General features: G+C 49.0%; 23 protein-coding genes and 1 pseudogene. 19 read left to right on the top strand and 5 right to left on the bottom strand.

Translation table 11 applies throughout. The annotated features are described in order from the left end of the window. The first annotated feature begins 2 nt into the window (after window positions 1-2). From FA954_RS10020 to FA954_RS09980, 9 genes are all read left to right on the top strand, one after another. Window positions 3-1,181, top strand: coding sequence for an acyl-CoA dehydrogenase family protein (locus FA954_RS10020; protein ID WP_138615215.1), 1,179 nt, complete (start codon window positions 3-5; stop codon window positions 1,179-1,181). Between the two features lie 21 nt (window positions 1,182-1,202). Further along, window positions 1,203-1,649 (top strand): MaoC family dehydratase N-terminal domain-containing protein, encoded by a 447-nt coding sequence (locus FA954_RS10015; protein WP_138615061.1) that lies wholly within the window; start codon window positions 1,203-1,205, stop codon window positions 1,647-1,649. Beyond that, window positions 1,646-2,065, top strand: coding sequence for a MaoC family dehydratase (locus FA954_RS10010; RefSeq protein WP_138615060.1), 420 nt, complete (start codon window positions 1,646-1,648; stop codon window positions 2,063-2,065). The genes FA954_RS10015 and FA954_RS10010 overlap by 4 nt, the downstream gene beginning before the upstream one ends. A 26-nt stretch (window positions 2,066-2,091) precedes the next feature. Then, window positions 2,092-2,844, top strand: coding sequence for an SDR family NAD(P)-dependent oxidoreductase (locus FA954_RS10005; protein ID WP_138615059.1), 753 nt, complete (start codon window positions 2,092-2,094; stop codon window positions 2,842-2,844). Then, window positions 2,845-3,324, top strand: a complete 480-nt coding sequence (locus tag FA954_RS10000) for a PaaI family thioesterase (protein WP_138615058.1) — start codon at window positions 2,845-2,847, stop codon at window positions 3,322-3,324. It begins immediately after the preceding gene. A gap of 22 nt (window positions 3,325-3,346) precedes the next feature. After that, a complete protein-coding gene (locus FA954_RS09995; protein WP_138615057.1) occupies window positions 3,347-4,972 on the top strand; it encodes a long-chain-fatty-acid--CoA ligase in 1,626 nt (541 codons plus the stop codon). Then, window positions 4,972-6,165, top strand: coding sequence for an acyl-CoA dehydrogenase family protein (locus FA954_RS09990; RefSeq protein ID WP_138615214.1), 1,194 nt, complete (start codon window positions 4,972-4,974; stop codon window positions 6,163-6,165). Before FA954_RS09995 ends, FA954_RS09990 begins: the two co-directional genes overlap by 1 nt. A gap of 18 nt (window positions 6,166-6,183) precedes the next feature. Continuing rightward, window positions 6,184-7,326 carry an acyl-CoA dehydrogenase family protein gene (locus FA954_RS09985; protein ID WP_138615213.1) on the top strand — a complete coding sequence of 381 codons (1,143 nt, stop codon included), beginning with the start codon at window positions 6,184-6,186 and terminating at the stop codon, window positions 7,324-7,326. A 115-nt stretch (window positions 7,327-7,441) separates the two neighbouring features. Further along, window positions 7,442-9,127 carry a sigma-54 interaction domain-containing protein gene (locus FA954_RS09980; RefSeq protein WP_138615056.1) on the top strand — a complete coding sequence of 562 codons (1,686 nt, stop codon included), beginning with the start codon at window positions 7,442-7,444 and terminating at the stop codon, window positions 9,125-9,127. Window positions 9,128-9,185: 58 nt separating this feature from the next. On the opposite strand, the gene FA954_RS09975 is transcribed toward FA954_RS09980, so the two are convergent. Then, a complete protein-coding gene (locus FA954_RS09975; RefSeq protein ID WP_037993658.1) occupies window positions 9,186-10,388 on the bottom strand; it encodes an ornithine--oxo-acid transaminase in 1,203 nt (400 codons plus the stop codon). 264 nt (window positions 10,389-10,652) lie between these two features. Here FA954_RS09975 and FA954_RS09970 point away from each other — a divergent pair, with 264 nt between their 5' ends. Next, window positions 10,653-12,089 carry a sigma-54 interaction domain-containing protein gene (locus FA954_RS09970; protein ID WP_082240578.1) on the top strand — a complete coding sequence of 479 codons (1,437 nt, stop codon included), beginning with the start codon at window positions 10,653-10,655 and terminating at the stop codon, window positions 12,087-12,089. Between the two features lie 289 nt (window positions 12,090-12,378). Here FA954_RS09970 and FA954_RS09965 read toward each other — a convergent pair whose 3' ends face one another. Together FA954_RS09965 and FA954_RS09960 are read right to left on the bottom strand one after the other, a co-directional pair. Next, window positions 12,379-13,113 (bottom strand): arginase family protein, encoded by a 735-nt coding sequence (locus FA954_RS09965; protein ID WP_062842924.1) that lies wholly within the window; start codon window positions 13,111-13,113, stop codon window positions 12,379-12,381. Window positions 13,114-13,237: 124 nt separating this feature from the next. Next, complete coding sequence (locus FA954_RS09960) at window positions 13,238-14,083, bottom strand: DUF6612 family protein (RefSeq protein WP_037993657.1); 846 nt, start codon at window positions 14,081-14,083, stop codon at window positions 13,238-13,240. Window positions 14,084-14,307: 224 nt separating this feature from the next. Here FA954_RS09960 and FA954_RS09955 point away from each other — a divergent pair, with 224 nt between their 5' ends. The 3 genes from FA954_RS09955 to FA954_RS09945 all read left to right on the top strand — a co-directional run bounded on the left by FA954_RS09955 (window position 14,308) and on the right by FA954_RS09945 (window position 16,954). After that, a complete protein-coding gene (locus FA954_RS09955) occupies window positions 14,308-14,994 on the top strand; it encodes a class I SAM-dependent methyltransferase (protein ID WP_037993656.1) in 687 nt (228 codons plus the stop codon). A gap of 59 nt (window positions 14,995-15,053) precedes the next feature. Then, on the top strand, window positions 15,054-15,875 hold the full coding sequence (thiM, locus tag FA954_RS09950) for a hydroxyethylthiazole kinase (protein ID WP_082240577.1): 822 nt from the start codon (window positions 15,054-15,056) through the stop codon (window positions 15,873-15,875). A 74-nt stretch (window positions 15,876-15,949) separates the two neighbouring features. Next, window positions 15,950-16,954: an LLM class flavin-dependent oxidoreductase gene (locus tag FA954_RS09945; protein ID WP_037993655.1), complete on the top strand. Its 1,005-nt coding sequence runs from the start codon at window positions 15,950-15,952 to the stop codon at window positions 16,952-16,954. Between the two features lie 33 nt (window positions 16,955-16,987). On the opposite strand, the gene FA954_RS09940 is transcribed toward FA954_RS09945, so the two are convergent. Continuing rightward, window positions 16,988-17,578, bottom strand: coding sequence for a superoxide dismutase family protein (locus tag FA954_RS09940; protein ID WP_037993653.1), 591 nt, complete (start codon window positions 17,576-17,578; stop codon window positions 16,988-16,990). A 141-nt stretch (window positions 17,579-17,719) separates the two neighbouring features. On the opposite strand from FA954_RS09940, the gene rraA reads away from it, so the two are divergent. Together rraA and FA954_RS09930 are read left to right on the top strand one after the other, a co-directional pair. Further along, on the top strand, window positions 17,720-18,196 hold the full coding sequence (gene rraA, locus FA954_RS09935) for a ribonuclease E activity regulator RraA (RefSeq protein ID WP_138615055.1): 477 nt from the start codon (window positions 17,720-17,722) through the stop codon (window positions 18,194-18,196). A 212-nt stretch (window positions 18,197-18,408) separates the two neighbouring features. After that, complete coding sequence (locus FA954_RS09930; RefSeq protein ID WP_138615054.1) at window positions 18,409-18,771, top strand: hypothetical protein; 363 nt, start codon at window positions 18,409-18,411, stop codon at window positions 18,769-18,771. 879 nt (window positions 18,772-19,650) lie between these two features. On the opposite strand, the gene FA954_RS09925 is transcribed toward FA954_RS09930, so the two are convergent. Next, window positions 19,651-20,043, bottom strand: a complete 393-nt coding sequence (locus FA954_RS09925; RefSeq protein ID WP_037993644.1) for a hypothetical protein — start codon at window positions 20,041-20,043, stop codon at window positions 19,651-19,653. 113 nt (window positions 20,044-20,156) lie between these two features. Between FA954_RS09925 and FA954_RS09920 the strand changes: the two genes are divergently transcribed. The 4 genes and pseudogenes from FA954_RS09920 (at window position 20,157) to FA954_RS09905 (ending at window position 24,899) form a co-directional block, all read left to right on the top strand. Further along, entirely contained in the window at window positions 20,157-21,155 is a 999-nt protein-coding gene (locus FA954_RS09920) for a protein-L-isoaspartate O-methyltransferase family protein (RefSeq protein ID WP_052186626.1), read from the top strand. A 150-nt stretch (window positions 21,156-21,305) separates the two neighbouring features. Further along, complete coding sequence (locus tag FA954_RS09915; protein ID WP_037993642.1) at window positions 21,306-21,719, top strand: GNAT family N-acetyltransferase; 414 nt, start codon at window positions 21,306-21,308, stop codon at window positions 21,717-21,719. Next, window positions 21,712-22,704, top strand: a pseudogene (locus tag FA954_RS09910) (RNA-guided endonuclease TnpB family protein). The gene FA954_RS09915 and the pseudogene FA954_RS09910 overlap by 8 nt, the downstream one beginning before the upstream one ends. Window positions 22,705-23,153: 449 nt before the next feature. Continuing rightward, window positions 23,154-24,899: a B12-binding domain-containing radical SAM protein gene (locus tag FA954_RS09905; RefSeq protein WP_037993639.1), complete on the top strand. Its 1,746-nt coding sequence runs from the start codon at window positions 23,154-23,156 to the stop codon at window positions 24,897-24,899. Window positions 24,900-24,901: the final 2 nt, after the last annotated feature.

Raw genomic sequence — 24,901 nt, 5'->3', positions numbered from 1 at the left:
TGATCGATTTTGAGCTGACCCCGGAGCAGAAGGAAATCCGACGGCTGGCACATGATTTTGCCGAAAAAGAAATCCGTCCTCATGCGGCTTACCATGATGAGACCGAGGAGTTTCCCTGGGAGATTGTCAAAAAGGCACACAAGCTGGGATTGACGACCTTTTCGTATCCCGAGGAATACGGCGGCGGAGGCATCGAAGATCCGGTGGCCAGCCTGCTGGTTTCCGAAGAACTGGCTTGGGGATGCGCCGGCATCGCGGTGGCCATCAACGGGTCGCATCTGCCCGCTGCCGCCATCATGGCCATGGGAACCACCGAACAGAAGAAAAAATGGATCCCGATGCTGTGTGATCCCGATCGTTGCTTGATCGGCGCCATGGGGCTGACGGAACCCGGAGCCGGTTCGGATGTTTCTTCCATTCAAACCACGGCCCGGCGGGAAGGCGATGTGTATGTATTAAACGGGACCAAACAGTTTATCACCAACGGGGGCATCGCGGACATCCACGTGGTGTTTGCCACTTTGGACCGGAGCAAAGGCTGGAAGGGCATCGCGGCGTTTCTCATTGATGACAAAAACACGCCGGGTTTTTCCATGGGACGCAAAGAAAAGAAGATGGGGGTCCGGGCGTCGCATACCGCCCAGATCATCCTGGAAGATGTGCGGGTTCCGGTTGAAAACCGGCTGGGCGGGGAACCGGGGGATCCGGAATATGTCCCGGGGTATGTCGGGGCTTTGAAAATGTTGGAGCACACCCGGCCGGGAGTGGCTGCCTCCGCCATCGGCATTGCCCGGGCGGCCTATGAATATGCCCTGCAGTACGCCAAGGAGCGAATCCAATTTAAAAAACCGATTATTGAGCATCAAGCCGTTGCCTTTAAACTGGCTGACATGGCGACCCGGATTGATGCCGCCCGGCTTTTGACCTGGAGGGCCGGTTGGATGCGGCATCGAAAGATTCCTTTTCACCGGGGCGAAGGCAGTATGGCGAAGTTGTTTGCCGGGGATGTCGCCGTAGAAACCACGATGGATGCCATTCAAATCCTCGGCGGCTATGGATACATCAAGGAGTATCCGGTGGAAAAATGGGCCCGGGACGCCAAGATCTATCAAATTTGGGAAGGAACGGCCGAAATCCAAAGACTCGTGATCTCCCGGGCCATTGCCAAACACGGGAAATGACGGTAAGGGAGGAAACGAAAAGTGGATGTGAATGCATTCCGGAAATGGGTGGGCAAAGAATCCGCCCCGGTCAAAAATGAAGTGGAAAAAGGCGCCATCCGCAAATTTGCCGAAGCAATCGGGGATCCCAACCCGCTGTATCATGATGAGGCGTATGCCCAAACCACACGCCACGGCCGGATCGTCGCACCGCCGACGTTTTGTCGGACGTTTGATTATGGCATGATTCCGGGGTTTTCTCTCAAGACGGACGGTCTCATTCACGGGGAACAACAGTTTGAATACTTCCGTCCTGTTTATGCAGGGGATGTGATTTACTGCTCGACGAAATTGGCGGATGTTTATGAAAAGCAAGGGAAATTGGGGAAGATGATCTTTTTGCTGTATGAGCAAAAAGGCGTGGATGAAGCGGGAGAGACGGTCTTTATTGCCCGGTCCAATGTGATTTACCGGGGACAGGAGGGATGAAGTTGCGGACATTTCAACCGGGGGATCCGATCGGCCCGTTCAAAAAACCGCCGGTCACCCGTACCCAGTTGGTGATGTATGCGGGAGCGTCGGGAGATTTCAACCCCATTCATTATGATGACGATTATGCCCGAAAATCCGGATTGGGCGGAGTGATTGCCCACGGCATGCTGACCATGGCCTTTGTCGGGCAAATGCTGACCAACCTGATCGGGACGGACGGGGATTTGAGAACATTCGGGGTCCGGTTTACGGGAATGGTTCGTCCGGGCGATGAGATCACCTGTGAAGGACGGGTGAAAGAAACGAGATGGGAAGAAGGAAAACAAGTGGTTTGTTGTGACATTTGGGCATCGACGCAAAATGGGGACCGGGTTGTCACCGGCAAGGCGGAATTTTCCGTCCCGGCAGCGTGATTTTTTCAATAAGGAGTGGATGAAATATGAGATTGAAAGACCGTGTGGGGATTGTCACCGGATCGGGAAGAGGAATTGGTGCTGCAACGGCGATATGCCTGGCGGAAGAAGGAGCCAAGATCACCGTGACGGATGTGAATGCCGAAACCTGTGAAGAAACGGCGCAAAAAATTCGCGAAGCCGGAGGAGAAGCCATTGCGGTCCCTTGCGACATCACGAAACGGCAAGAAGTGGAAGACATGGTGCAAAAAACCGTGGACACGTTTGGCCGGTTGGACATCCTGGTGAATAATGCCGGGGTGATCCGCGATAATCTGGTCCATAAAATGACCGACGAAGATTGGGATATCGTCATGGATGTGCATCTGAAAGGAACCTTTTATGCATCCAGGGCGGCCCAACGGTTCATGGTGCCAAACCGCTACGGGAAAATTGTCAATTTCAGTTCCACTTCGGCGCTCGGCAACCGGGGACAATTGAATTACTCGACAGCAAAAGCGGGGATTCAAGGGTTCACCAAAACGCTGGCCATTGAACTTGGCAAATTTAACATCAATGTCAATGCCGTGGCCCCCGGTTTTATCGAAACGGACATGACCCGGCAAACGGCGGAAAGGATCGGGGTTCCCTTTGAAGATTTTAAAAAAGCGGCAGCACAAACCATTCCGCTGGGGCGAACAGGCAAACCCATTGACGTGGCCAATGCGGTCTTGTTCCTGGTGTCGGATGAAGCCAGTTTCATCACAGGGCAAGTGCTTTATGTCCGGGGTGGGGTTTGATTGAAACCGTCCATTTGGGAAGAGGTGCAAAAAAACGGCACCGGGATGGAAAAGCTGCTGCTTGAGCGGGTGAAACAGGCGATCTTAAACGTCCGGGAAAATGTCTCGACACATCTTCATGAAATGATTGGGTTCAAAGGGGAGTGGACATCCGAAAAAACGCTTCAATTTGAAACCGAAGTGACTCCGTTTTTGTGGAACCTGAATCAAGCCGTCCATGGCGGCGTGATTGCCTACATTGCGGATACGACGATGGGATCGTTGGTCTACTCCCGGCTGCCGCCGGGGAAAATGTCGGTGACTTCTGAAATGAAAATCAATTACATCCGTGCCGTGCACAAAGGGAGATTGAAAACACAGGCGGAGTTGTTGCATCTGGGCAAGCGGACGGCGGTGGCAGAGTGCAGGATTTATGACGGGGATGATCAGCTGGTCGCCGTCGCCAGCGCCTCTTTTGCCATCCTGGATCAGAAAATCTGATGCGAAAAAGGGGGAGACTTTGGTGGCCAAGGTAACCGTGGTGGGCGGGGTGAGTCATGCCAAAGGACAACCGTTTGCATACGAAAAGCTGTCTCTGCCGCAAATGTTTGACCGCACAGTGGAACGACACCCGGACCGGACCGCCGTTTATTTTTATGACCGGGAGATTTCCTACAAAACGTTGCAAGACATGTCCAAGCGGGTTTCCGGAGCTTTGCGGGCCTGCGGGGTGAAAAAAGGGGACCGGGTCGGGATCATGTTGCCAAACTGTCCGCCTTATGTGATTTCTTTTTTTGGTGTCCTGCGGAGGGGAGCGGTCGTGGTTCAGATCAACCCGATGTATACCCGGCGGGAGTTGGAAGCCATTTTAACCGATTCCGGAGCGGACGTGTTGATCGTTTTCGGGGAGTTGTATCCGCGTGTCCAAAAAATAAAATCTTTCTCCCGGTTGAGAAAAGTGATCATCGTGGAAACGGATTCGTTCCGGTTGGAAAATCCGCTGTCCCACGAAGTTTCTTGGACAGCGTTTCTTCATGCGTCGGCACCGGTTCCCGATGAACCGGTGGAACCGGAGCGGGACGTGGCGGTGTTTCAATATACCGGCGGAACCACGGGACGTTCGAAAGGCGTCATGCTGACCCATCAAAATCTGGTGGCGAACGTCCAGCAAATTCATGCGCATGCCAGCGAAAACCCCTTGACGGAGCAGGACAAAATTTTGACCGTGATCCCGCTCTTTCATGTGTACGGTATGACTTGCGCCATGAATTTCGGCTTTTTTCTCGGCAGTTCCCTGATTTTGCTGCCCCGGTTCGAACCGCTGGAAGTGCTGAAAACCATTCAAAAGCACCGCCCCGCTTATTTTCCCGGGGTGCCCACGATGTATGTCGCTTTAAACGCATATCCGGGAGCGGAAAAATACGGTGTGGATGCCATCCGGATCATCAACAGCGGATCGGCATCCCTGCCGGTCGAATTGATTCAATCGTTTGAGAAAAAGACCGGTGCCGTGATGTATGAAGGTTACGGTTTGTCGGAAGCCTCCCCCACCACGCACAGCAACCCGCGTTCCGGGCAGAGAAAGCCGGGGAGTGTGGGCATTCCCCTTCCGGGAACCGAAGCCAAAATTGTGGATCTGGAAACCGGAACCCGGACGGTGAAGATCGGGGAAACCGGGGAACTTGTGATCCGCGGTCCGCAAGTGATGAAAGGGTATTGGAACATGCCGGATGAAACCAAACAAACCCTTCGGAACGGCTGGCTTTATACCGGGGATATCGCCCGCATGGACGAAGACGGCTATTTTTACATCGTGGACCGGAAAAAAGATTTGATCATTGCCGGCGGATACAACATTTATCCGCGGGAAGTGGAAGAAGTGTTGTACACCCATCCGGCCGTACTGGAAGCGGCGGTGGTCGGGGTGCCGGATCCGTACCGCGGCGAGACGGTTAAAGCGTATTTGGTGTTCAAACCGGGGGCCAAAGCAACGAGTCAAGAGTTGGAAGCGTTTTGCCGCGGGCATCTGGCACCGTTTAAAGTGCCGAAACAGTTTGAAATCCGTTCCTCCCTTCCCAAAAATGCCGTCGGGAAAATATTACGCCGGGTGTTGAGGGATGAAGCGAAAAAAGGAGGGGACAACCCGTGATGAACTTTGCTTTGTCCGCGGAACAAAAGGCGGTTGCCGATTTGGTCCGGCGCTTTGTGGACCGGGAAATCCGGCCGTATATCCGGAAGTGGGATGCCGAAGGGCATTTTGAGCCAAAGATTTTGCAACGGCTGGCTGAATTGCAACTCATGGGGGTATGCATCCCGGAAAAGTACGGCGGTGCCGGAATGGATTACAATACGCTGGCCATCGTGTGTGAAGAGTTGGAACGGGGGGACATTGCTTTTCGCACCGCGGTTTCGGTTCACACCGGCTTAAACAGCCTGACGCTGTTGCAATGGGGCAATGAGGAGCAAAAAGAAAAGTATTTGACGCCCCAAGCCCGTGGCGGGAAGATCGGCGCTTTCGGTCTCACCGAGCCGGATGCCGGATCCGATGTGGCGGCAATTTCCACGACGGCCGTGAGAGACGGGGATGTTTACCGGTTGAACGGGCAAAAGACATGGATTTCCTTATGCGATGTGGCGGATCATTTTCTGATTTTTGCCAAAACGGATCCTTCAAAAAAACACAAGGGCATCAGTTGTTTTATCGTGGAACGCACTTTTGAGGGCGTCACGGCCCGGGCCATTCAGGGAAAATTGGGAATTCGCGCCGGCAATACCGGAGAAGTGTTTCTGGATGATGTCCGGGTTCCGGCGGAAAATCGTGTGGGGGAAGAGGGAGAAGGATTTAAGATTGCCATGTCGGGCCTGGACAACGGACGCTTCACGGTGGCCGCCGGAGCCTGCGGTTTGATCCGGGCGTGTCTGGAAGCCAGTGTCAAGTACTGCCATGAACGCAAAACCTTTGGCAAGGAAATCGGCCGCCATCAATTGGTCCAGCAAATGATCGCCAAAATGTCCCGGAACCTGGACATTTCCCGCTTGCTGGTCTACCGGGCCGGATGGTTGAAAAACGAAGGAAAACGGAACACAAGGGAAACTTCGATGGCCAAGTGGTTTGCCTGTGACGCCGCTTTTGAGGCGGCCAATGATGCGGTCCAAATTCACGGGGCATACGGTTATTCCAATGAATATCCGGTGGAACGTTATCTCCGCAATGCCAAAGCGCCGGTGATTTATGAAGGAACCCGTGAAATCCATACCATCATGCAAGGGGAATATGCGCTTGGTTACCGGGTGGACCGGCCGTTAAACCGGAATTTGCCGGCTTGGCCTTTTGAAGACTGAGGAGGAGAGATGGTTCCCATGATCACCTTTCCGGATGAATTGCGACAGATTGCCAAAACAGTAAAGGATTTTGTGGAGAATGAAGTGGAGCCGTATGCCAACCGGATTGAGGAAGAGGATCAGGTTCCCGGCCATTTGCTGGAAAAAGCCAAACAGTTGGGGCTTTTCGGTCTGGGGATTCCCGAGGAATACGGCGGATTGGGGCTCGGGGTGACAGGCAAATGCCTGGTGTTGGAAAATCTGGGGCGCACCCATAACGGATTTGTTTCCATCATCGGTGCCCACACCGGCATTGGCAGTACCGGCATTGTCCGGTTGGGCAGCCGGCATTTGAAAGAAAAATATTTGCCGGATCTGGCCGCCGGGAACAAGTTGGCCGCCTTTGCCTTGACCGAACCGGAAGCCGGATCGGATGCCGCGTCCATCAAAACCCGGGCGGAGAAAAAAGGAGACCGGTGGATCTTAAACGGGATGAAACATTTTATCACTAACGGGCCCGATGCCGATCTTTTCACAGTGATTGCTGTGACCGATCCCGGCAAAGGGGTGAAGGGAGGTTTTACTGCTTTCGCGGTGGAAAAAAGCTTCCCCGGCTTGAAAGTCGGAGCGGTCGACAAAAAAATGGGGCTTCGGGGTTCACACACGGCACAAATCTTCTTTGAAGATTGTGAGGTGCCGGAGGAAAATGTGATTGGCGAAGTGGGAAACGGTTATGTATCCGCCTTGAAAATTTTGACGGAAGGGCGGTGCACCCTGGCGGCACGGGCTTACGGCTCCTGCCAAAAATTGATTGAGTTGGCCACGGAGTATATGAAACAAAGGGTGCAATTCGGCAGGCCCATCGCCGAAAACCAGGGGTTGCAATGGATGCTGGCAGAGATGGCCACGGAAACCGAAGTGGGGCGGGCATTCAACTACCACGTTGCAAAGAAATTGGAAAACGGGGAAAAAGCGATCAAGGAAGCAGCCATGACCAAGTATTATGCCACTGAGACCTATAACCGGGTGGCGGATCGTGCCCTGCAAATTTTCGGCGGCGCCGGTTACATGAAGGAAACCGCTGTGGAACGGTATTACAGGGATGCGAGAATCACCAAAATTTATGAAGGGACCAATGAAATCCAAAAGAATATTATTGCGTCCCAACTGCTTGGGAAGTAGATTCGTTTGGGCTTACCGGCCGGATGTTCGGCACGGTAAGCCTTTTTTATGGAGGAATATTCAAATTTAACAAATAATTATTAATAGATGACCTTTTTTTGGAAGGGGCGTCAAGATGGAAAAAGTCGGGGAGATTCAAGAAATGAAGAAGTTGGAAACGGGAATCGCCGTTTTTGACCGTGAGGGAAAAGCTTTGTATACGGACAAAAAGATTTTGCGGTGGTTGGAGGGGACCGGACAAACCGGTTTAAAACAATTGGTTTTTGAGAAAAAAACGTCTTTGCCTGCCAGCTGGATCATCAAGCACCAAGAGCGGTATTTGCAAATGAATCTGTATTCCTGCCAGGGGATGGTCATCTTGGTTGTGGTTAATCTGACCGCACTCAAAGAGATGGAAGAGCAATTGGAGGAAGCTAAAGCCGTGCGGGATGAATTGGATGCCACGATTCAAAATTCCTATGATGCCATTTATATTGTGGATGCCAACGGCATTACCCGCAAAACCAATGATGCGATCGAACGGTTGACCGGCATCCCGAAGGAGTATTATATCGGCAAGGATATGCGCTATCTGGAGAAACGGGGGATTGTGAAAAAATCGGTTTCCTTTGAGGTGATGAAAAAGAAAAAGCCGGTCACCATGGTTCAGGAAACGGCCACGGGAAAAGTGTTGTTGATGACCGGAAGCCCGGTGTTTAATGAGGAAGGTGAAGTGATCCGGGTGGTGACCAATCTCCGCGATATCTCCGAATTAAACCGGCTGAAAGAAGAGTTGTCGCAGCTTCGCAAATTCCACGCCGGCGATGAACCGGTGGTTGTTGAAAGCCCCGAGATGAAGCAAGTGATGGAGCTGGCCGGACGCGTCGCCGAAACCGACACGACGGTGTTATTGCTCGGAGAATCCGGCGTGGGGAAAGAAGTGATTGCCCGCATGATTCACAAAAACAGCAAACGCTATGAAAAAGGTGCGTTTATTAAAGTCAATTGCGGGGCCATCCCGGAAGAACTTTTGGAATCAGAGCTTTTCGGTTATGAATCCGGAGCGTTTACGGGAGCGAAAAAAGAAGGGAAAGCCGGTTTGTTTGAACTGGCCCATGAGGGAACTCTTTTTTTGGACGAGATCGGGGAAATGCCGGTTCGGTTGCAGGTCAAACTGCTCCGGGTTTTGCAAGATCAGGAATACCGCCGGCTGGGCGGGGTGAAAACGATCAAAGTGAATACAAGGATCATTGCCGCCACCAATCGTGACTTGAGAAAAATGGTGGCGGAGGGGAAATTCCGGGAAGATTTGTATTACCGTTTGTGCGTGGTGCCGATTGAGATTCCTCCGCTCAGGAAACGGCCGCAGGATATTGTGCCGATGATCCGTTTTTACATGGAGAAATATAACCGCAAATACCAAACCCATAAGCAAATGGCCTGGGAAACCATGCAGGTGTTGCAAAACTATCATTGGCCGGGAAATATCCGGGAATTGGCCAATCTGATTGAACGATTGCTGGTGACAACGCCATCGGATGTGATCCTTCCGGAACATTTGCCTTTTTTATCCGGTGGCAAGCGGACGGCCCAAAATGAGTTCGCGGAAGCTGTCGAATACTTGGATGCCGAAAAACTCGGCGGATTGAAAAAGGTCATGAAACAGATGGAACGGCAGATCATTTCTTCTGCCTTTCAGAAATACAACAGTTCTTATGAAGTGGCAAAAGCACTGAAAATCAGCCAGTCCACCGCGATCCGCAAAGCGTACCAATACGGGATCCGAAGCAAAAACAAAAACATCAGGAAGAAACGTTTATAATGAAAAAACTGCATGGAAGAAAACCGGTTCCATGCAGTTTTTGTGTTGGAAAAAATGATCAGCGGGCAAATACCGATTTGATTTTTTCGATCGCCCAGTCCAGCTCCTCTTTTTTGATCACCAGCGGTGGGGCGAAGCGAATCACATTTTCATGGGTTTCTTTGCAGAGCAATCCTTCTTCTTTTAATTTTTCACAATAAGGACGGGCCGCTTCATGCAGTTCAACACCGATGAAAAGGCCTCTGCCCCGGACTTCTTTGATCGCCGGATGGTCAATTTCTTTTAATTTGGATTGGAAATAGTCGCCGAGTTCCAATGAACGATCGGCCAATTTTTCCTCTGTAATCACATCAAGGGAAGCGATCGATACGGCGCAGGCAAGAGGGTTTCCGCCAAATGTGGAACCATGGGAACCCGGTTCAAAGACCCCCAGAATCTCCTCGTTGGCAACCACGCAAGAAATGGGCATCACGCCGCCGCCCAAGGCTTTCCCGAGGATGTAAACATCCGGAACCACGCCTTCCCAATCGCAGGCAAACATTTTGCCGGTCCGCCCGAGCCCGGTTTGGATCTCATCGGCCATAAATAAAACACGATGCGCTTTACAGACTTCATACGCTTCCTTTAAAAATCCGTCCGGCGGGATGTTGATGCCGGCTTCTCCTTGGATCGGTTCAAACAGGAAGGCCGCCGTGTTTTCATGGATCGCTTCTTTTAACGCATCGATGTCGCCGTAGGGGATAAGCCGGATTCCGGGCAACATCGGGCCGAAACCGCGCTGATAATCGGCTTCGGAAGACAACGAAACGGCGAGCATGGTCCGTCCGTGGAAGTTTCCGGTGCAGGCAATCACTTCCGCTTTGTCCGGTTCCACGCCTTTTTTCTCATAAGCCCATCTCCGGGCGGCTTTAAAGGCGGTTTCCACTGCTTCGGCTCCGGTGTTCATGGGCAGGGCCATGTCTTTTCCCGTCAGCTTGCAGATTTTTTCCAGCCACGGTCCCAGTTGGTCATTGTGAAACGCACGGGAAGTCAGGGTGACCCGGTCTGCCTGTTCTTTCAAAGCTTGAATGATTTTCGGGTGCCGGTGTCCTTGGTTGACGGCGGAGTAAGCACTGAGCATATCCAAATATTTATTTCCATCCGGATCTTTCACCCAAACGCCTTCCGCTTCGGAGACAACGACCGGAAGCGGATGATAGTTGCGTGCTCCATAGCGGTTGGTTTGGTCAATGATTTGACCGGACCGGTTTGTCGTGGTCATGATGATCCCTCCAGTTTTCAACTTGATTTTTCATGGGTGAGGAAAGTTTGATGGGATAAAACTGTTCGGTAAGAGTACAGAGCAAATTTCATGCCAGTCAGTTCGTTGCCCGGATGGCGCGGTTTTATGTAAGAACGGGTGCAAATAAATTTTGCGTATGACAAGTATTGACCCAAAAATGTGCCAAGATATTTTGCATCGGCGAAAATCCGTTTATAATCAAAGTATATACTCCATGACCGACGGATGCGGGAGGCAAGGAAGATGAACAGTTCGCAAGGAAAGAAGGGTCTGTCTCCCAGGCAGATGGATGCAATTTTTAAGCAATTGATCGATGATGTGGAGATCGGCATTCATATGATCGACCGCAGCGGAAAGACCATCATTTACAATCAAAAAATGGCGGAAATCGAATCGATGAAGCGTGAAGATGTTCTCCATAAAAATGTTTTGGAGGTGTTTTCCTTTTCCCGTGATCAAGGAAGCACCTTGTTGGAAGCGGTCCGGACGGGAAAAGAAACCCGGCGGGTGAAACAGACGTATTACAACAATAAAGGAAAAGAGATCACCACCATCAATGATACGTATCCGATCCGGGTTGACGGTGAAATCATCGCGGCGGTGGAAATGGCCAAAGACATCACCAAACTGGAACATGTCATGAAAGACAATGCGTGGCGGAACAAAAACACCACTTACACGTTTGACCAAATTATCGGGCAAAGCGAAGCTATCCGTTTTGTCATCAAAGAAGCCCAAAGGGCGACCCGCACTTCTTCTTCGGTGCTGTTGGCGGGGGAAACCGGAACCGGAAAGGAACTGTTTGCGCAAAGCATCCACAATGGCAGTCCCCGCATGAAAGGGCCGTTCATTGCGCAAAATTGCGCGGCGATCCCGCACAGCCTGGCGGAAAGCATTCTGTTTGGCACCAAAAAAGGAGCGTTTACCGGAGCGGTGGATCAGCCGGGCTTGTTTGAACAGGCCGATGGCGGAACCCTGCTGCTGGATGAGATCCATGCGTTGAATCCTTTGGTGCAAGCCAAATTGCTCCGGGCCATACAGGAAAAAACCATCCGCAGGGTCGGGGATACCCGGGATAAAAAGGTGGATGTGCGCATTCTTGCCACCATCAATGAAGATCCGGTCGATGCGGTGCACCGCAACCGGTTGCGAAAAGACCTGTATTATCGCCTCAGTGTGGTGACGCTGTACATTCCGCCCTTGCGTGAACGCAAAGAAGACCTGGAACCGTTGGCACATCATTTTATCGACAAATACAATAAATGGTTCCATTTAAATGTCCGGGCGGTCAGCCCGGAAGCCTGGAAGATTTTTGTTCAGCATGACTGGCCGGGAAATGTGCGGGAATTGGAACATGTGATTGAAGGAGCGATGAACCGGATTGTGGATGAAGCGGTGATGGATGTTTGCCATCTTCCGTTGCGGTTGAGAAAAAAATACGAGCATGACTCCGGCGCGGCCGGATCGGTTCCGACACAATCCACCGGTTGGATTCCGGAATGGTTCCGCGGCCAAACCTTGCAGGAAAAAATGGAAGAGGCGGAAAAAAGGCTGATTCAAGAAGCCTTGAAAGAAAATGACGGGAATATCACCCGGACTGCAAAATCTCTTGGCATCTCCCGGCAGAGTTTGCAGTATCGGATGAAAAAGTACCATCTGGCAACCGGAGAGACGCGTTAAACAAAACCATTCCAAACCTTGCAGTCAGACGGGCCATTGCCTGATCGTTGCAAGGTTTTTCAAGTACAAAAAAATTGTGATTGACACGTGTGAAGAAGGAACCGCCAAAGTGATGGAATAAATGGAATTCCACTTGTCCCCATGACCACAAGAAACAACCACTGATCACGCCTTCCGATTGGCCGTTGCCGAAACCGTTGGCCAAAATGCAGAAAGCAGCTTGAGCGGGGATGATGAGGAATCAATAAAAAAAGCGCCCGGCCATCAATGGTCCGGGCGCTTTTCAGCTTTAAGAGGACAAGATTTGCTGAAGGATGGATAAATTGGCTGTTTCATTTCGTTTCAGTTCGTTGCGGTGAGACCAAACTTCAGCCGGGGAAACGGGAAGTTCACCACAGACATCCACACCGAGTACTTTTTTCCGGCGGATGAGGCGGCCAAGAGCCTCGAGCAAATCCGACAACCGCATGTTTCCCTGGTCCCAGTTCGTAATTGCGTCGGCACGGTCCAGGACATCTTTGTCAATACTGATATAGATATCCTCGGTTGGAATGGCCGATACGAGTTGATCCCATTGCCGGTTCAGCCACAAAACGATTTTGTTTTTCAACCGGGACGGAAACGCTTTGGACTTTGAACAGGTCCCTACCAAAAAAACCTTTTGGAGAAAAGGCAAATTTCCGAGCGCTTCCGCGACCCAGGAACCACAAGAAAGCAACTTGCTTCCTGTAAGCGGCTGGCTGTCGGTATGGTTGTCAAAAAGGACAAGAGTAAACGGTTGACGGAATTTTTGTAAAAACAAATAGGTGACATAGTGATGATTCCCGTTCCCGATAAAGGTGATGCCCCGGCCGGTTTTTTCAGGAATCCGTTCCGTTAACTTTTGCCATGCTTGTCCGGAACAATAGAGGTTGGTTCCGGGGATATCTTGAAGTTCAATCCATTCATTGGCGACACGGGAAAGTTGAGGTTGTTCCTGATACGTATTGTCAAAATTTAAAAGCGTGACTTCTCTCAGTTCCATCAATATCATTTCCTTTCTGAATAAAAAAGAAATGAAGTACAGAACCAAGTGAAAGTTGTATACCCTTCCGGACGGGGATCCAAACATCAATGACGAAAAAACCAACCGCAAAGCGGTTGGTTTTTTAAATTTGTCTGGCGCTGTTTTTTATATCAGCGGGCACTTCGATTTTACCGTTGTACTCACCTTTTAAATTCATTTCCATTTGTTGTTCCAGTTTCAAGGTATCTTGGTCATTGGTAACCAGGATATGCATTTCTTGCAGGGTCTTGGTTTGTTTGAAGTTGTTTTTGTCGATATAAATCTTTTGATTCAATTTCTCAAACTTCATATTTTGCAATTTGGACGGGTCGAAGCCCGAGCTTTGCAGGCCTCGGATGACTTGATCTTTCATCATGCTCTCAAAGGTTTGACCGTCTTGTTTCAAGGCCGTAAAATCAATGGACAGAACGTATTGGTTGCCTTCTTCATTTAAGGAAACGCCGGCGGGAAGAGCATTTCCACCCAATTTTTCAAACAGTTGCTCCACCTGTTTGATGCCTGACATCGGATCCTGGGAGGCATCCATGGAGTCGGTGTCCACGGTGGTTTTCACCCAACCCATTTGCGGGATTTTGTTGTAAAGGGCGTTGTCGGCAAGGAACATCTCAATTTCTTCCGATGCACCGCTGGATTCGGTTTTTCCTTTTAAGTGTAAGGCCACCGGATTCATGGTGACATCAATGGTGGAAGTGTTGCGGGTTTTGATGGCTTGCGACACATCGCCGGAGGCTACCGTAATGGTTTGATTCGTTTTGACATCGTATGTATGCCCGCCTTTTTCCATGGTTTGCATGGATTTATCAATCACTTGGGTGGGAGTGAGTTTGGGTTGATCTGCGGCCGTTTCGTTTTCTTTGCCGCCGCAACCCGTCAAGAGAAGGGCCCCCGAAAGGGTCATGACTGAAAATAATTTCCACAAACTTCGCATAACACTTTGACTCCTTTGCTTCCGTAATCTGTGTAATATTTTAGCATAAATTAAATTTTTTAGATATAATAATTATGTCTGAAACGTAAAATTTAAAAAATATTTGCCATAAAATGAAATATTTCGTGATGGAAAAAGAAGCAAAAATTGACGCATTTTTTATTTTACCCGGATAAGGCGAAAATTGCAAACAATTGTTCGTTTGCGAAGAAAGGGGAATGAAGATGCCGGATCATGACGTGATTTATCAAGAACAAGCTTCCATGTATGACCGGTTGATTTCCAAACAAAAAAGCGTGATCCCTTTTCTTGAAAAAATCCATTCAGGAAAAGGAGCCGATATTGTGGACATAGGGGCCGGGACCGGAAGGCTGACCGTGCCGCTGGCAAAAGTTGCCCGCAGTATCGTGGCCTTGGATGAATCAGCCGGGATGCTGGCTGTGACGGCAGAAAAGCTGAAAGCGGAGGGCCTAGATCATTGGCAGGTGCAGGTGGCCGATCATCGCCGCCTTCCGATGGAAGATGACCAAGCCGATTTGGTGGTGGCCGGATGGAGCATCTGTTATCTGGCCAGTTCCAATCATCCGACATGGAGAAAAAATTTAAGCCAAATCATCGGGGAGATCCGGCGTGTCTTGAAACCGGGGGGGACCGTCGTCATTTTTGAAACGATGGGAACCGCCACGGAAGAACCGGATCCTCCGGATTTTTTACGCCGGTATTACCGGGCTCTGGAAGAAGAATACGGTTTTTCCCATTCGGTCAACCGCACTGATTACACATTCCGGGATCTGGACGAAGCGGAAGAATTGACACGCTTTTTCTTTGGCGGTGAAGTGGCGGACAAAGTGAGAAAAAACGGCTGGGTGCAAGTGCCCGAATGGGCGGGCGTATGGTGGCGGTCATGGTGAGCCGGTGATACGGAATCAAGGGTTTCGTGATAAAATAAACATAGTCTGTTCATGAAGGGATGAGTTGCATGGAAATGATCGACGCAGATCTGTTAAACAGGATCCGCAGCCAAAAACCCTTGATTCACAATATCACCAACGTGGTGGTGACGGCATTTACAGCTAACGGGTTGCTTGCATTGGGAGCGTCCCCTGTCATGGCTTATGCCAAGGAAGAGGTGGCTGACATGGCCAAGCTCTCGCAAGCGCTCGTTTTAAATATCGGCACGCTTCAAACCGACGTGGTGGAAGCCATGATCATTGCCGGCAAATCAGCCAACCGGCACGGGGTTCCGGTCATCTTTGACCCCGTTGGCGTGGGCAGCACCCCCTACCGGCTGGAAATGGCGCAAAAAATTTTGTCGGAAGTAAACGTTTCGGTGATCCGGGGAAACGCCGGGGAGATTTCCGGATTGACCGGTCAGACCGGATTGACCAAAGGCGTGGATGCGCAGGAGGAAGAAACCGCCGGTTTGGTGGAAAATGCAGCCGCATGTGCAAAATCCTTCAAAGCGGTGGTGGCAATGACCGGCAAGGAAGATCTCATCACGGACGGATCCACTCATTATTTGGTGCAAAACGGCCATCCTTTATTGATGAAAGTAACCGGCACGGGTTGCCTGCTTTCTTCTGTATTGGGAGCCTTTACCGCAGTGGGGGCAAACCATTTACAGGCCGTCGTCACCGGTGTCGCCGCCTATGGGGTGGCAGGCGAATTGGCGGCTGAAGAAACAGGAGAAAAGGGCCCCGGATCTTTCCAAACGGCCTTTTTGGATCAACTGCATTGGGTTACTGACAAAGATTTGCAATCAATGGCCCGGGTGCAAAAGGTAAATCCGTAGCAGAAACCGGAAACACACCCTGCAACAGACTTCGTATTCAGAGGACGAACCACCAATAGAAAGGATGTCCGTTTATGTTATTAAGTGTTTTGGACCAATCCCCGATCCCTGAGGGGAAAAATGCCGTGGAAGCTTTGGCGGATACGACCCGGTTTGCCCAAGAAACCGAAAAAATGGGTTATCATCGCTTTTGGGTGTCCGAACACCACTTTACCCAAAGCTTGGCCGGATCGAGCCCGGAAGTTTTGATCAGCCATTTGGCGGCCAAAACTTCCCGCATGCGGATCGGTTCCGGAGGCGTGATGCTTCCGCACTACAGCCCGTATAAAGTGGCAGAAAATTTCAAGGTGTTGGAGGCACTTTATCCCAACCGGATTGACTTGGGGGTGGGAAGAGCACCGGGCGGAATGCCGCTGGCGACCCGCGCCCTGCAGGAAGGAAAGAAAACGTTGGGTCATGACACATATCCGGAGCAATTGAAAGACTTGATCATTTATCTGTATGATTTGACGGAGGAAAATGAAAAGTTCCCTGGCCTGTTGGCCACCCCGCAAATCGAAACGGCTCCGGAATTGTGGCTTTTGGGCTCCAGCGGGGGCAGTGCGTCGCTGGCGGCCGAATACGGGGCAGGTTATTCGTTCGCCCAATTTATCAACGGGGCCGGAGGGGAAGAAGTGACCCGGTATTACCGGGAACATTTCCGACCTTCCCGGGTGAACCAAAAACCGCGGACCATGGTTTCCATTTTTGCGGTGTGCGGGGAAACGGAGGAAGAAGCGGAAAAGCTGGCGAGCTCGCTCGATTTGTCCCTGCTTTTGATCGAAAAAGGAGAAGCCCGGGGCGGGATTCCTTCCGTGGAAACGGCGTTAAATTATCCCTATGACGCGTTTGACCGGTTCCAAATCAAAGAAAACCGCAAACGGGTGGTTGTCGGCGATCCCGCTCATGTCAAGGAAAAAATTCTCCGGCTGAGCGAAGCGTATCAAGCCGATGAGGTGATGCTGGTTTCCATCATGCATGACTTTGAAGCCAAGCTGAAATCTTATCGGTTGATCGCCGAAGCGTTTGGCATGATCTGAAAACAGAAGGCAGGGCTTCCACCGCCCTGCCTGTTATTTTGTTTCTTCGATGATGCCGCAAGCGATCCGGTCCCCGGCATCTCCGGCAGGATCCGACTTCAGGTCATCCGCTTTTTCATGAATCACCAGTGCGGTTCCCCCGCTTTTCAGCAGAGAATGGGATGCTTCCGGATTCAGCGTCACTCCGTCCACAGTCAAGGTGACATTCACCTTTCCGTCCGAATTCACGGTGATGTTGTCCAAATCCCCGGCGTGGGCTCCTTCCGGGTTTTCTTTTCCGTGTTTTTTGCCTTCCGGATTAAAATGTCCGCCGGCAGATTTGAAATCCGGTGCTTCGCATTTGCCGGTTTCATGGATATGGAAGCCATGTTCGCCGGGAGCCAGGTGATCCGCTGTGAGATGGATTCGCACGCCGTTTTCATCTTCCGTGATTCTCGCTTGTCCCACGGAATGTCCCCCACTGTCGGTCAGATTGGCCACTGCTTTGCGCAGAGGGGTTCCTTCCGGTGTTTTTTCTTCCGTTGCATGAGGATCCCCGGGAGCCGTGGCATCTTCGCTCGGGGTACATCCCAAGCTTCCCGCCATCAGCAACACAAAAATGGAAAAAAGAGAATAGAAGCGCATGGGTGCATTCCTCCTGAAAGCTGAATTTCCCTCATTATTTAAACAATTTATATATTTGTCAAGGATTTCCGGGAAAGAAAGGGAAGGGGACTCGTTTGGATCGGATATTTTTATATAATAGAACTGAAAGGAGGATAAGTGGTGAAAACAGCGGATTTATGCGATCATTATTCGTCACTGGGTGTGTGCGAAAACATTTTTTTGAATTTTGGAAAGAAAAAGCGGTTTAACGGCCCGATTCATACGGTGAAAGTGTTTGAAGACAATGTGCTGGTCAAAGAAGCTATACAAACTGTTCCCTCCGGCGCCGTGTTGGTCGTCGACGGCGGAGGTTCCAACCGCTGTGCATTGATGGGGGACCGGCTGGCAACGATCGCCGTGGAACGGAATCTGGCCGGCGTCATCATCAACGGTTGCATTCGCGATTCAGCCGAAATCAATGAAATGGATCTCGGCGTGCGGGCCCTAGGCACCTGCCCCGTCAAAAGCAAGAAAGAAGGAAAAGGCAAGCGGGACATCACCGTCTCCTTCGCCGGCGTTCACTGGAAACCAGGCTGGTATGCTTACGCCGATGAAGATGGCATTGTGCTCTCGGACAAGCCATTGACCTTGGACTGAAAAATGGTCGTCGACCCCCGGCGGAAAAGAAATCCCGGGGGTCAAATGATACGGAATATTCCTTCAATATTCTCAAGGTGATTGAAAAAACTTAATATGTCTTCCTTGTCATTTCAGAAGGATTGACCGCAAAAAAACAAAGGATCCGGTTGCCTTGGGGCTTCCTTTCAGTTTTTGATTGCGGAAAAATGGTCTCAGAGGAGGGAGAAATCATGCAAGGGAAACGATCCGATCGTCTTTGGCTGGGAATTTGCGCTGTCATCATTATCTTTTCAGGTGTTTTGAAAGCAATGAACAAAGGGATGGATGCTCTTTTGCCCTTGTCATTGGGGGTGTCTGTTGTTCTTTATGTATTTTCTAATCTGGATATCAGAAAGAATGATGAAAGAACTCAGTTGATCAAAGGCAAGAGTGGATTTTTGGCTTATGTAATCGGTCTGATCAGTGTCGGGGTTGTGTATGCTTCTTCAAGAGCGAATCTTATTGATACCGAATCCGGTGTTTTGATTGCATTGTCCATTTTTATGATTTCTTATCCCTTGTGTTTGTTTGTGTACAGCCGCTTGAATGAATGAGTGGCAAAGATACCTCTGGTTCAATTCTGAAATCCATCGGCTTTTCTTTTCCTGTGTTCTTTAAATTCAAACAGTTTGACGAAAATGTAGACCAGCAAAGCGGAGATCGTTGAGTAATAAAAAGGAAGAAAATTCGGGCTGTCCTCCATTTGCAAATTTACTTTAAACATCCATTGGTCAGCAATAAAACCGAAGAAGAGATATGACAGCAATGCGATTCCATGTTTCCACGGGTTCTGAACTGAATGCAAAAGCCGGTCGGTTACATAAGAGACTGCAAGTCCGTAAGTAAAGAAACCACATGAGCTGTAAAGAAAAGAAAGAACAAATAACATTTCAACATAAAGGATAAGAGGCATCAGAAAAAATGATGATATATAAAAACATATGGTAAACAGCAAATGACAAAGCGGCAAAAAATAATGCCAACAACCTTTTTCCGAAACCGATCATAAGAATCCCCTTTGTTTTTGGCATAAATATTATATAGAATATAGAGAATATTAACAAAGAAAAGATTTTAAAGAGTGTACATAAGCGAAAAGGGGATGCTCAATATTTCATAACCTAAAAAAACAGATTTCCTTGGGTTCTTTTTGTCGCAGTAAGTCTTACCTTTTTTCTGGACCGTGGTTTTCTTCTAACACTGGCTCAGGTTCAACCGGGATCGAAAAAGAGCAAAGTCAATCATGGATTATTCAATCGGCCTTCCAGCCGGAGGATCCCCCGCTGTATAATTGTCGCTTGCATTGTATTTTCACCTTTTCCTATATTCTATTTTACCAATAAGAAATTATTTTCTGGATATTTATGATGGATTGTTGCTTTCTAAGTACTATCCACATAGATTAAGGTGTGGAAGTGTTTGAATGACACAAATCAACTTTTCCGATTCTCTTGAAATTCAAAGAGTTTCACACAAACAAATACAAATAAAGCAGCGGTTGTTGAGAAATATCCAATCCAATGGGTTGTATCGATTTGTAAAATCCACCGGTCAGCCATCCATCCAAACAAACTGTAGCAGAGCAATGCAATCCCGTGTTTCCACGGGTTCTGAACTGAATGCAAAAGCCGGTCGGTTACATAAGAGACTGCCAGTCCGTAAGTAAAGATTCCGCAACCGCCATATATAAAAGAGAAAACGAACATTGTTTCAACCGTCGAACTGTCTAAAGCAGGATCATCGATGATACCGAGAAACATATAATATATGGCAAATAACAAAGTGGCAAAAAATAATGCCAACAACCTTTTTCCGAAACTGATCATGGGAATCTCCTTTGTATTTTATACAAAAATTATATTAAAAATATATAATATTAACAATATAAATGAAAAGGCTCTTCCTGATCTTGGACGTGAAAAGGAGGAAGAAGAAGATTATGCCGACGATCCCGGAAGTGTTTCAGCGCGTAAATCGTGAAAAGTTTATACGCAAGGAGGACGGGAGCCTGATCCCGCAGATTTCATCTGATGGCGCGATCCGTGGCAGTCTTGAATTATTGGATGTCCAAAAAGGACAGCGGGTCCTGGAGATCGGTACGGGTTCCGCGTACAGCACGGCATTGATCGCCTTACTTTCCGGGCCCGACGGCAAGGTTGTCTCTTTGGATATTGAGCCGAAACTCACCCGACGTGCACGCCGGATGTTTGAAGACCAAAATTTGCATCAGGTGCAATTTGAAACCCGGGACGGGCGCAACGGTTGGGCAGCGGGTTCCCCATATGACCGGATTGTGGCTTGGACAACCCCGGATCTTCTTCCTGAAGCGTGGAAACATCAATTGAAAGAAGGCGGTTGGGTGGTAACGCCATTTAAAGCGCTTCCAATTGCGGACACCAATGTTGTGGTTCGACTGATCAAAAGAAACGGGAAACTGAAAGGGGAAAATGTCATTCCGGGTTCGTACATTGCCATGACGGAAAGAACACCGGAAGAGTTTTTCGGACCTTGGATTCATGCCCACTGGTCGGGAGAAGGAGAGAATCCGTGGTGGGTCAGTTCCTCCTGGATGGAAAGACCGGTTGATTCTGACTGGGTCTGTCAATTCCTCTATCTCAATCCAACAACTCCTCCTTTTCCGGAAGTTGGCGACGAGCTTCGGGCATTCTTGCTGGCAGTAAATCCCGATGGTCTGACAACGGCAGAGCGATCGGATGGAAGCTATATCGGATACAGCAGTCCGGAAGGATTTGCATTGCTTTCCCTCCGGGATTCTCAATGGATCACAACGGACGAAAGGCATGCACATGTTCTAATCCGTTGGAGGGAATCGTGGAACCGACAAAAACGTCCATCTTACAGCCGGATCAAAGCCTGGGTGGTTGGGAAACGAGTCCGGGTTGAACTGAAAAAGGAACCGGAACCAAAGGAAATTTAGGCTATTCAATTTTACCGTTCTTGTGCTTCTGAACGTGTAAACCAAACATTAATACTGTTTTTTCCATGGAGTCATAAAGCCTTATGATCTAACAAAAATAATTGATGTCATAACTATATTCGGAATTTAGTAAAGAGAGGGAATTTAACAATGTTAATTACATTAAAAGATGATTTGCCAAACAGTAAGCAATTTTTTGACCTGTACCAAACGACGGGATGGAAACATCCATTTACTAAAGAGCGTTTATTTCAGGCAATATCAAACAGCTGGTATTCTGTTTCAGCTTACAAAGAAGACGAGCTGGTCGGATTTGGAAGAGTGATATCTGATGGAGTTTATCAAGCCCTGATCTGCGACTTGATTGTAAGTTCAAAATATCAAGGAAAAGGGATCGGAACCCGTATTCTATGCAGGCTTTTAGATCAGTGTAAAGAAAATGACATCCTTTTGGTGATGCTATTTAGTGCCAAAGGAAAGTTCAGCTATTATGAAAGATTTGGTTTTGTTCAACACAGTCCTGACGCACCAGGAATGATATGGGATAAAACAAAATATGTCTGATACGTCTCCGTATAAACACCAAACCAAGAATATCGGGCTACTTGTTCACCCAGAGGTGAGCAAAGCAACCAGTAAGATTTTCAAAGAGTTTTCTCATGGGAAATTTCCGTCTGCTGTAGTGAACCAGACGATTCGGGAAGTCAAGTCAAAAAAGAAAAAGCAAAACGCGAAATCATTCAAAAAGCTATGGTGTTGCTTCAACAATCAGAACCTCAAGATGGAAAAGGTTGGAGACTTCTATACGGTTTCCTTTCCAACTTTGGAAAAGCGGATCGGTGTACCCGTTGTAGCCCGTCCTTATCAGCAAGCATGGTTAGAGAGAATCCTAAACGGAACCGTCAAACAGGGTGCCAGCGAGCTATACAGGAAAAAAGGAATGGTATATCGCCATTCCAATCACTTTTGAAGTAGAACAACGGAAACTAAAGTCATGGGAGTTGATCTGGGACTGAGATACATAGCTGTCGCCAGTGTTGGAACAAAATCATTATTCTTCAAAGGAAATCAAGTTGCTTTTGTTCGTAGACTTTTTGCGGCTAGACGAAGAAAGCTAGGTAAACTGAAAAAACTTTCCGCCATCAAAAAATCAAAAGATAAAGAGTCTCGTTGGATGAAAGATCAGAACCATAAAATCAGCCGTCAAATCGTAGATTTCGCATTGACCAACGGTGTTGGTATCATTCGAATGGAAGATTTGACGGAGATTTGAAATCGGGCAAAGTCTAAAAAAGAAGCTGGTAGAAACCTTCATTCATGGGCTTTCTATCAGCTACAGAAAATGATTAAGTACAAAGCAGAAATGGTAGGTATCTGCTTTGAATTAGTTAAACCGGACTACACCAGTCAAACTTGTAAATGTGGTCATCGTGAAAAAGCGAATCGAATTGGCATCCAGTTCAGATGCAAAAAGTGTGGTTATACCTGCCATGCTGATCTGAATGGAGCAATTAATATAGCTAAAGCCCATTCTGGGTTAGTAGCCTAGCGTACTGGTAACAGGTACGCCGCCCATGTGGGTACACTCTAACCACATGGGACGGGGTGATGACACACCCCTGAACTTGGGCGTTGTCCAAAACGGAAACGGACTACGGACGCTAACGACCCAAGAATCCCACGGCTTCAGCCGTGTGGAGTGTCAATATGGGAGAATCATTTGTTGGACTTGGACGAAAACGGTATATTGATATAGAAAAACCCCCTGGATGGGCCGGTTGTTTGGGGAAAGGGCATTGATTTGAGAAAATGGAAGATTTGCAGAATCGGGGTTTGGTCATACAATCCGCTTCCGGACATCAAGCCGGTTGGCGGTTTTTTTGTTTGGCGGGAAAGGAACGCGGCGGGAGGGCTTTTTGTCTGTTTCTGTGGTATTCTGTTTAGGATAGAGAAGATGAAATGGAAAACAGAATATGAATTCAGAAGAGGTTGATGAAGATGAAAGTGGTATTGGCGACGTTAAATGCAAAGTACATTCATACATCTTTGGCGTTGCGGTATTTAAAAGCGTACAGCGGCCGGGAATTTGATGTGGAGATCGCGGAGTATACGATCAAGGATCCGGCGATGAATGTGGTTTCGGATCTGTTTCAACGCCGGCCGGATGTGATCGGTTTTTCATGTTACATATGGAATATTGAAGAGACCATCCCGATTTTGGATATGATAAAAAAGATCATGCCTCAGACAAAGATTGTGCTGGGCGGTCCGGAAGTGTCGTATGACACCCGTGAATGGATGGACCGGTTGCCGCAAGTGGATTTTATTGTGATGGGGGAAGGGGAAGCGACGTTTCATCACTTGCTGAAGGAGATCAGCGCAGAAGAGCGGTATGATCAGGTGTTGGGCGTGGCTTACCGCCAAGGGGAAGAAGTGATTCTCAATCCGCCGCGGCCCAAGTTGGACTTGAATGAGATCCCGACTCCGCACCGGTTTCCGGAAGATCTGCCCGATTTGTCCAAACGGGTGATTTATTTCGAGACGAGCCGGGGATGTCCGTTCAATTGCCAGTTTTGTTTGTCCAGCATTGAAGTGGGGGTCCGGTATTTTGATATCGAGCGGACGAAGGCGGACCTTATGTACTTGATTGAAAACGGGGCGAAGCTGATCAAATTTGTCGACCGGACGTTTAATATCAAGCGGGATTATGCGCTGGAGATTTTCCAGTTTCTCATTGACCATCACCAGGGATGTGTGTTCCAGTTTGAGATCACGGCAGATATCATGCGGCCGGAAGTGTTGCAATTTTTGACGGAAAACGCGCCTCCGGGGATTTTTCGTTTTGAAATCGGGGTTCAATCGACGAACGACCCGACCAACTTGGCGGTGAAACGGAGACAAAACTTCTCCAAACTGTCGCGCACGGTGAACATGATCAAAGAAAGCGGCAAGATTGCCCAGCACCTGGATTTGATCGCCGGATTGCCCCATGAAGATTATGACACGTTTAAAAAGACATTTAATGATGTATTTGCCCTGCGGCCGGAAGAATTGCAACTGGGCTTTTTGAAAATGTTGAGAGGAACGGGACTTCGCATCCAGGCTGATCAGTATGAGTATGTTTACATGGAGCGGGCACCTTATGAGATCTTGGGCAACAAGGACCTTTCCTTTGCCGACATTGTCCGCATCAAGCGCGTGGAGGATGTGTTGGAAAAGTATTGGAATGCGCATCGCATGGACCACACCTTGAACTATTTGATTGAGCACGAGTTTCCTTCTGCCTTTGACTTTTTCCAGGAGTTTGGCGACTACTGGGAGAAGCAGGGATGGCAACGAATCGGGCATCAGTTGGAAGATCTCTTTTTGCGTCTGGTTTCCTTTCTGAAAAGCAGGGGCACTTCACAGCCGGATGTGATTTTGGGATTGATGAAGTATGACTATTATCTCAATCATCGTCACCGTCCGCGCAAAGTGTGGTGGGACTGGACGCTGAGCAAGGAGGAACAAGCCGCTTATTTGAAAATGGCGCTGAAATCACCGGAGAAAGTCTCGGGAGATTTCGGGGAGCAACCGGTGAGCGAAAGGCAGTTGTTCAAGCATGCGGTGATCGAGTCGGTGCCGTTTGATTTGAAAAGATACCTTAAGACCGGCGAATTCCTCTTGAAAAAACAGTTGATGATCGCTTATTATGAACCGGGTAAACCGGTGAAGATTTATACCATGGATCCAGACAATGACTAAGC

Source organism: Thermoactinomyces vulgaris (assembly GCF_005886755.1).
In the GTDB taxonomy this organism is placed as follows: Bacteria; Bacillota; Bacilli; order Thermoactinomycetales; family Thermoactinomycetaceae; genus Thermoactinomyces; species Thermoactinomyces vulgaris.
This window is presented reverse-complemented; position numbering and strand designations above follow the sequence as displayed.